The 7,177-nt window shown below is 58.5% G+C and carries 4 protein-coding genes and 1 pseudogene; 2 read left to right on the plus strand and 3 right to left on the minus strand.

Annotated elements, in window-relative coordinates; genetic code table 11:
* Positions 1–18: 18 nt before the first annotated feature.
* From AC0L3J_RS29465 to AC0L3J_RS29475, 3 genes and pseudogenes are all read right to left on the minus strand, one after another.
* On the minus strand, positions 19–1,200 hold the full coding sequence (locus AC0L3J_RS29465) for a glycosyltransferase (protein ID WP_473349342.1): 1,182 nt from the start codon (positions 1,198–1,200) through the stop codon (positions 19–21).
* A gap of 222 nt (positions 1,201–1,422) precedes the next feature.
* A complete protein-coding gene (locus AC0L3J_RS29470; RefSeq protein ID WP_473349343.1) occupies positions 1,423–2,508 on the minus strand; it encodes a glycosyltransferase family 4 protein in 1,086 nt (361 codons plus the stop codon).
* 1,689 nt (positions 2,509–4,197) lie between these two features.
* Positions 4,198–4,308 (minus strand): annotated as a pseudogene (locus tag AC0L3J_RS29475) (PEPxxWA-CTERM sorting domain-containing protein); the annotation flags it as partial.
* Between the two features lie 1,336 nt (positions 4,309–5,644).
* Here AC0L3J_RS29475 and AC0L3J_RS29480 point away from each other — a divergent pair.
* Both AC0L3J_RS29480 and AC0L3J_RS29485 read left to right on the plus strand, forming a co-directional pair.
* Complete coding sequence (locus tag AC0L3J_RS29480; RefSeq protein WP_027516304.1) at positions 5,645–6,664, plus strand: NAD-dependent epimerase/dehydratase family protein; 1,020 nt, start codon at positions 5,645–5,647, stop codon at positions 6,662–6,664.
* Positions 6,665–6,689: 25 nt separating this feature from the next.
* The coding region (locus AC0L3J_RS29485; RefSeq protein WP_473349344.1) for a sugar phosphate nucleotidyltransferase at positions 6,690–7,177 on the plus strand (488 nt) is incomplete at its 3' end.

Below are 7,177 nucleotides of genomic sequence, written 5' to 3' on the forward strand. Positions count from 1 at the left end.
CGCCTGCCGCAACTCACCTCAAAAAGGCTTCGAGAGGTCCGACTGCAGTGCCACGTTCTGCTCGACTCCGCTCTTGTTGTCGTCGAGGAGTTCGACATAGACCTGATGCAACTGGCGGTGTGTCTTCTGGACGTCATAAAACTGCTTGAAGCGATCGTAGCCGCGTTGTCCCAAGACCTTGAGATCCAGATCGAGCATCCGTCGGAAGCCGTCGATGAGAGGTTGAACCGCGACAGGTTCGCAAAGCACGCCGGTGACGCCGTCAACGACGATTTCAGGCAACGCTCCGCTGTGGAAGGCCAGGATGGGCTTGGCCGCACGCATCGCTTCCAGAGCGACGAGGCCGAAGGCCTCCCATCGTGACGGAATGACGACGAGGTCGGCCGCCTCCAGCTGACTCTCGATTTGCTGACGATCCAGCCAGCCCAGCAGCGAGACGTTGGCGGGAACCGCAGTTCCGTCGAACTTGTTGACGACGGAGGCGCCGACAATGCGAACATCCAGAACATCTTCGAGGGATCGTGCGGCCTCGATCAGGAGATCGAAACCCTTTTGTCGATCAAGGCGGCCGATGAAAAGGACCTTGGCCTTCTTTGAAGTCCAATCTGTCGCAACACCATGCGGCAGCGGGCGGCTCTTGGAGATGCCATTGTGCACCAGGGTCAGACGGTCAGTCGGAATTCCCGCCCGGACCGCTTCATTGAATTCATCGCCGGAAATGCAGATGATACGATCCGACGTGCGGGCCAAAAGAGTCTCTGCAGCCTTTGCCGCCAGATGGCTCATGCGGCCGGTCTCGCGCGAGAATGCCCAGCCATGCGGGCAATAGACGACGCGCGGACCTTCAGAACGAGCGGCCAACGCGGGCCTGAGAACGAGTCCGGCAAACGACGAATGGAGATGCATGACGTCAGGCTTGAAGGCGTCGAGCGCCTGCATGCTCGCCCGCAGCATCTGAAATAGCCCGGCGATGCTGCGGCCCGATCTGTCGAAGGTTGTGATCTGGCTGTCATCTATTCCAACGAGGTCGTGGCGATGATCCGATGGCACAACATAGTGCACGTTTTCCGCGCCGAAGCTCGCTTGCTGTTGCGGATGCAATTCGTTCAGGTAGCTCGCTATCCCACCCCGGATGGTTTCCGCGACATGCAGCACCTTCACCGCCTGCCTTGCGGAGGATTGAGTTGGGAAGATCGACATGGCGCATCCTTAATTGAGCATCAACGGATGCGATCACAATCCATCCAATCCATAGCGAGATTTAGGCAGCGGTGTGGTGTTGTTGCGCCGCGATGTTGAAGCTCGCTGCCTTCGAGTCGAACGTGCGCATGGAACTCGTTGGATGCCGAACCGCTGTCGGCGTCGTGCTCGAGACAACTGCGCGCAAAATTTGAGCGCTTCCGCCAAATCGGCGGCACCTCGCTATGCTCGCGATGCGAGAAAATCCAACAGTGCTCGCGCCGAGTCTTGCCAGGAGTATAATGCAAGACGATCTTGTTGCTTTCTGCGCTCCTGATCAGAGATTGCGCCAACTGCCAACCTTTCGAGCATAAGCTGTTGCAGCGCTCGAGCATCGTTGGCGGAAAAATAAGCAGCCGCTTCGCCGCACGTTTCCATCACCGCGTCAGCCGTGGAGGCTATGACCGGGCAGCCGAAGATCATGGCTTCCAGTGGCGGGACACCAAAGCCCTCGTATAGAGACGGAAAGACAAACGCCAGGGCGTGTGCATACAGAGCTGCAATCTCCCCGTCCGCCAGGCGTCCTGCCAGAAGCAGGCCCGATTCGCTCTCGCCCAGATTGTCTTGAAATACCTTGCTGTTGTCTCCGCCGACAATGACGAGCGGAACGTCTTTTCGTTCGAGCAGCCGCGCGGCCTCGATTGCAACGGCAAGATTCTTGTTCTTGGTCCTGGAGCCGACAAAGAGAAAATATTTTCCCGGCTGAAGCCCTAGTCGGTCGAGAATACCGGGATCAGGCGTTGTGGACGCGAAATGCTCCGCGCTGTTGGGGAATATCGGAATGTCCGTTTTCGAAAGGCCAAGCATTGCAGCCAGTTCATTGCGAGAAAAGGCCGATACGGTCGCGATCGTGGCCCGGCGTGCAAGCAGGCGCCCCATCGTGCGGTGGACGGCCAGATAGCGCCAATTGAAGAAATCGGGTCGGCGGAAGACCTGTGCGTCGTGGATGACGACGATATGATCACGATGAAACACAGGTCCGGCATTGGCCAGACTGATCAGGCGACCTCCAGCGGCGGCGCGCGCAAGTTCAATCTGATCCCAGGCATGTCCGCTCAGCCGTCCTATCTTGCGCATCTTGATGCGCGTGAGATTGATCGCTTCGCTGGTCTCGCTCGGCACGAGCAATTGCCACTCGGCTCCTCTGAGGGCAGCGGGCGATTGGTCGGACGCAAGAAAGGCATCGATCGCTTTGACCAGTTCGGCGGCATAGCGCTGAACGCCGGTCAGCTTTTGCGAGAGAAAGCGGCCGTTGATGAAGAGTTTCAAGTCGTTACCGTGGCTTATCGAGTCCGTTTACGTTGTTGTGCTGCATGGATCAGGCCAGCAGTCGAATCCATAGAACCAATTGTTGGGAACGAAAATATGACGGGCAAGAACGTCGTCGCACCCATCGATTTCTGAACGGCGTGGCGTACGGGCGTGATGAACGTTCTGCCGCATGTCTCAGAGGAGAAGAAGACGCGGGGTTGCTGGGCCAGCTTCAGTCGATTCATTCGCGGAAAGGCGAGCGAGCGGATCGATCGGAACGCCGTCTCTCACGATGGCTTCCAGTGTGCCTACACGGTTGCTCCACGTGTCCTCTCAGCTCGCGGGTCGAGACACATCGCGTCAAACGGCAATGGCGTCGCGGAACAAATGGCTTGTACGTAGGTTTCTGCATCGGGGGCGCGTAAAGGAGTGCGACGTGGTCTGGTTACTCTTTTCCCTCGCAATCGTGTCGCCGGTCGTCCTCGCAGGCCGGGCCCACAGTCACCATCTGGACCGGCTGCAAGCTGATCCCGTGCGCCAGCTCATGCTGGGCCTGAGCTTTGAGAGGTCCGTCCCCGCTAGGGTCTCTCGTCATCGCGCATGGCTTCAGCAGGCGGCGCTGGACCTCAGCTGAAACCATAGCGGGACAGTCATCCGGCTACTAGGCCGTCGAAGGGCCACCGCACCGTTACTGAACACGATTTTTCAGATGATCGGCGCGCTCTCCTGAAAGCTCATGAATTTCGCCGGGCCCGCAACATTGCTTATCCCGTCGGAGAATAGGCTGCTACGAAGATGCCGTCCCACGCATTATACGCGGTCATCGAAACGTCGTGCTGGCCGGGGGTGGGCTGGAAACAGCACCCAAACGACCCGGCTGAGGAACGCGGCGATTGTCGTCGAAAAGCTGAAAGTCATCGGGTTATCCAATTGGAGGTGCCGATGCCGGGATCGACATCCCAATCGACACATTGGGTCAATATCCCGAGCTCAACCCGAAGACCGCGAGCGGGCTCGACGGGCTCCAGCTTATTTGGGCCGAACACGATCGCCCTTCGGTAAAGGCATTCAGCGCAGGCCTCGCCACGGATGTCCCGCTCGGGAAAAGCTGCGGCCGGACGTGGTATTGCGTCGAACGTGCTGAGCACCAATGCACCTGGTGCAATGAACCGCAGCTGGGCTGCGCCGGGAGAGCGCCGGTTCGTGAAGGAGCCTTATCGTTCGTGAAGGAGCCTTATCGTTCGTGAAGGAGCCTTATCGAAAGCGTAGAAATAACGGCAGCGACAAGACGCTCGCTCCCCGAGCGGAGCCGTTGACCTGCGTCCGCTACCTCCGGGTGGGAGCTTCACCACGCGGAGAACGATCCAGTGAACCCTTATTCGCTTCGATTGCGATAGGTCAGATCGAAGCCTGCATCTTGCGGTGTTCCAGTTGCATGATCTTGATCTTGATCGTGTGGCCTTTTGACGTCGGAGACAGGAAAATCCACAAGGCGATGGGGCATGCGGCGAAATACCTCGTCAGCGTGCCCTTCTCCAGGCAATCAATGACGATCCGAAAAGCGAAACGTTTGTAGCGGCTGCCTCAGTCGTATGTCTCTTTTGCCCTAGTCTCAACATTACTCGCGCCGAATGTCGGTTGGTCAACCGAGCGAAGTCCGGTTGACCCGACAAAAGAGGTCGCGCCGTCAAAAAATGCTGAGAACCGCTATGCGGCCGTCGGCGCCAAGTTGCGGCGGCGATATGCGAGGAAGCCGACACCGACAAAGCCTAGGACCATCATCGCCCAGGTGGAAGGTTCAGGCACCGCAGCGACCGTGAAGACAAATTGCTCGTCGGTGTAATTATTGTCAGTCCAGTGCGTATCGCGCTGACTGAGGTCCTCGAAGCCAACATAAGTCCCGGCCGGAATCTTTCCGTGGCCGGTGAATGCCGTGGAGTAGACGTGATTCACGTGATCATCGTTCCTGGAAATGTCGGAATAGTATTTGAACCCTGTCGTCTTGACGTCGACGTAGAAGACCAGCGTGTCGCCGGCACTCACATTGCCGAAGTTGTACATCGTGCCGAAAGGACTGCTGTGGTTATCAAGGGCCGTGCCCCTGTCCTGGCCGTTGACGAGCAGACCAAGGCTCTCGCTGAACGATGCTCCCGATCCATAGAAATATGCGACCAGCGAACCGGTTGAACTCGCGGCGAAAGTGTACTTGGTCGGATTTTCCGTCCCTTGGTGTTGGTAGGGAATCGTAGCTGCTTGTGCTGATGTGGCCGCAACGAGGCCCAAGAGGGCGGTGGCAAAACACGTCTTCATCATTACAGGTCTCACACGTTAACCATTTAATATTTGATTTATTATTCAATAAATTTTAACGGGGGTCAACCGGTTTAATTGTGAAATTGTCCCTTTGGGGGGAGCTGGGGCTGCGGGGAGCGACGGGCCAGCCGGTGAGACTGACCGCCAACTGTCCCAAACTGCCGCCGCGACTCGCGGGGTGCCTTTCGAGCTTGGTCGCCTGATGCGCTATGGCTTTTGCACCTGTCTCGTTGTGGACGAGTTGTCCGACGGGTGCAAGGAGGTCTGCTTCAGATGATGCGCCCGCAGCTCGGCCTGTGCCACCCGCTCTCGCAGAGAAATGATGTCGGACATCAGACGGAGGAGGTCGGCATCGGAAATTGGCTCCTTCCACACCATTCTTTTCATCGGAAATTTAAACCGGGGCATTTATGAACCGAAGAAATGGCTTTGAAACTGGAATAGATTGCATCGGGAGAACCTCCCGAATGTTGAGACGTTCCAATTATGCGCCTGGACCAGGAGCAATCCGACGAGCAAATTATTTCTTCATGTTGCGGGAAGCAATTGCCGGATGGCTTCAGTTCATGAGCACCTATGCCGCCTGGAAGCTGTCCGAGGGGGTGCCGTAACGGAAGGACCATTTGTAGTCAGGTTGATCAATCTAGTTTCATCGCGTCGTCATCGACCGGCGCACTGCCATCGAAATTTGCTTGATATCTCCCGATTTCGCCAGCCGGTCGTAGTGGAGACGCTCCTGGCAACACTGCCAGCCAACCAATCTCTCTGATAGTGTTTGTTGTGACTGCCCAATCCTTGCCCCAGGTCTGGACACTACTTCGCGGAACGAAGGAATGAAGGAATGACAAATTCTCGCGCCGTGATCGTTACCGGCGCTGCCGGCTTCATCGGAATGCACGTTTGTGAACGGCTGTTGGCGCGCGGCGAACGTGTCGTTGGCATCGATTCATTTACACCTTTTTACGACCCGGCGCTGAAGCGCGCGCGCCTCGAAACCCTGAAGCACCATCCAGGCTTTCGCTCCTATGAGCTCGACCTCGTCGATTTTGCTGCGCTAACGTGCGTATTCGACGAGGTTACTCCTGATCGCGTCGTTCACCTTGCGGCGCAGCCCGGCGTGCGCGCCTCGATCGACGATCCCATCACCAGCATCCGCGCCAATTGTGATGGCTTCGTCACCGTGCTCGAAGCCGGCCGGCGCCACGCTCTGGCGCATCTCGTCTACGCCTCGTCGAGCTCCGTGTATGGCGCCAATCGCACCTTGCCGTATTCGACCGAGCATTCGGTCAATCATCCGGTCAGCCTCTATGCCGCTAGCAAGAAGGCCAACGAACTGATGGCGCACACGTTTGCGCATGTTCACAAGCTGCCGGTGACCGGTCTTCGCTTCTTCACTGTGTATGGTCCATGGGGCCGGCCCGACATGGCCGCCTGGCTCTTCACGCGCGCGATCCTCGCGGGTGAGCCGATCAAGCTTTTCAATAATGGAAAGATGTGGCGGGATTTCACCTATGTCGACGACATCGTCGAGGGGGTGATCCGCACCCTCGATCGTCCCGCGACACCGAATCCCGCGTGGAGCGCCGAGCAGCCGGAAAACTCGTCGAGCTATGCGCCGTATCGCGTCTACAACATCGGCAACAACCGCTCGGTCAATTTGATCGAGTTCGTCGAGACACTGGAGAAGATCATCGGCAAGCCCGCGATCCGCGAGCTTCTGCCGATGCAGGCCGGTGACGTCCTCGAGACGCGCGCCGACATTTCGCCCCTGCAACGCGACGTCGGCTTCACGCCCTCGACGCCGCTGGCGGATGGCTTGGGCCACTTTGTCGAATGGTATAGAAATTATCACCGCATATAAACCCCTCTGATCGAGTAGCTCACACGTGTCCCAAAAAATTATTCCCCTGATCATGTGCGGCGGTGCCGGAACGCGACTGTGGCCGGCTTCGCGCGAGGTGCGCCCCAAGCAGTTCCTGCCGCTGTTCGGCTCCCGCTCGACCTTCCAGGACACGCTGCTCCGCGTCTCGGAGGCCTCGCTGTTCGATCGCCCGATCGTCATCACCAACGCCTCCTACCGCTTCATGGTGCTGGAGCAGCTCGCCGAGATCGGCATCGAGGCCGACGTAATCCTCGAGCCGATGCGGCGCGATTCCGGCCCCGCGATCGCAGCCGGCGCGGTGTTCGCGCAGAACCGCGCGAGTGAGGCGATCGTGCTGGCGCTCGCCGCCGACCACGTGGTGCAGGACAATGCCGCCTTCGTCGCGGCGTGCCGCCAGGGCCTCACCGCCGCAAGTGCCGGGCGCATCGTCACCTTCGGCGTCAAGCCGGAGCGGCCGGCGACCGAATACGGCTATATCAGCCCGGGCGAGGT

Source organism: Bradyrhizobium sp. Kon37 (assembly GCF_055807535.1).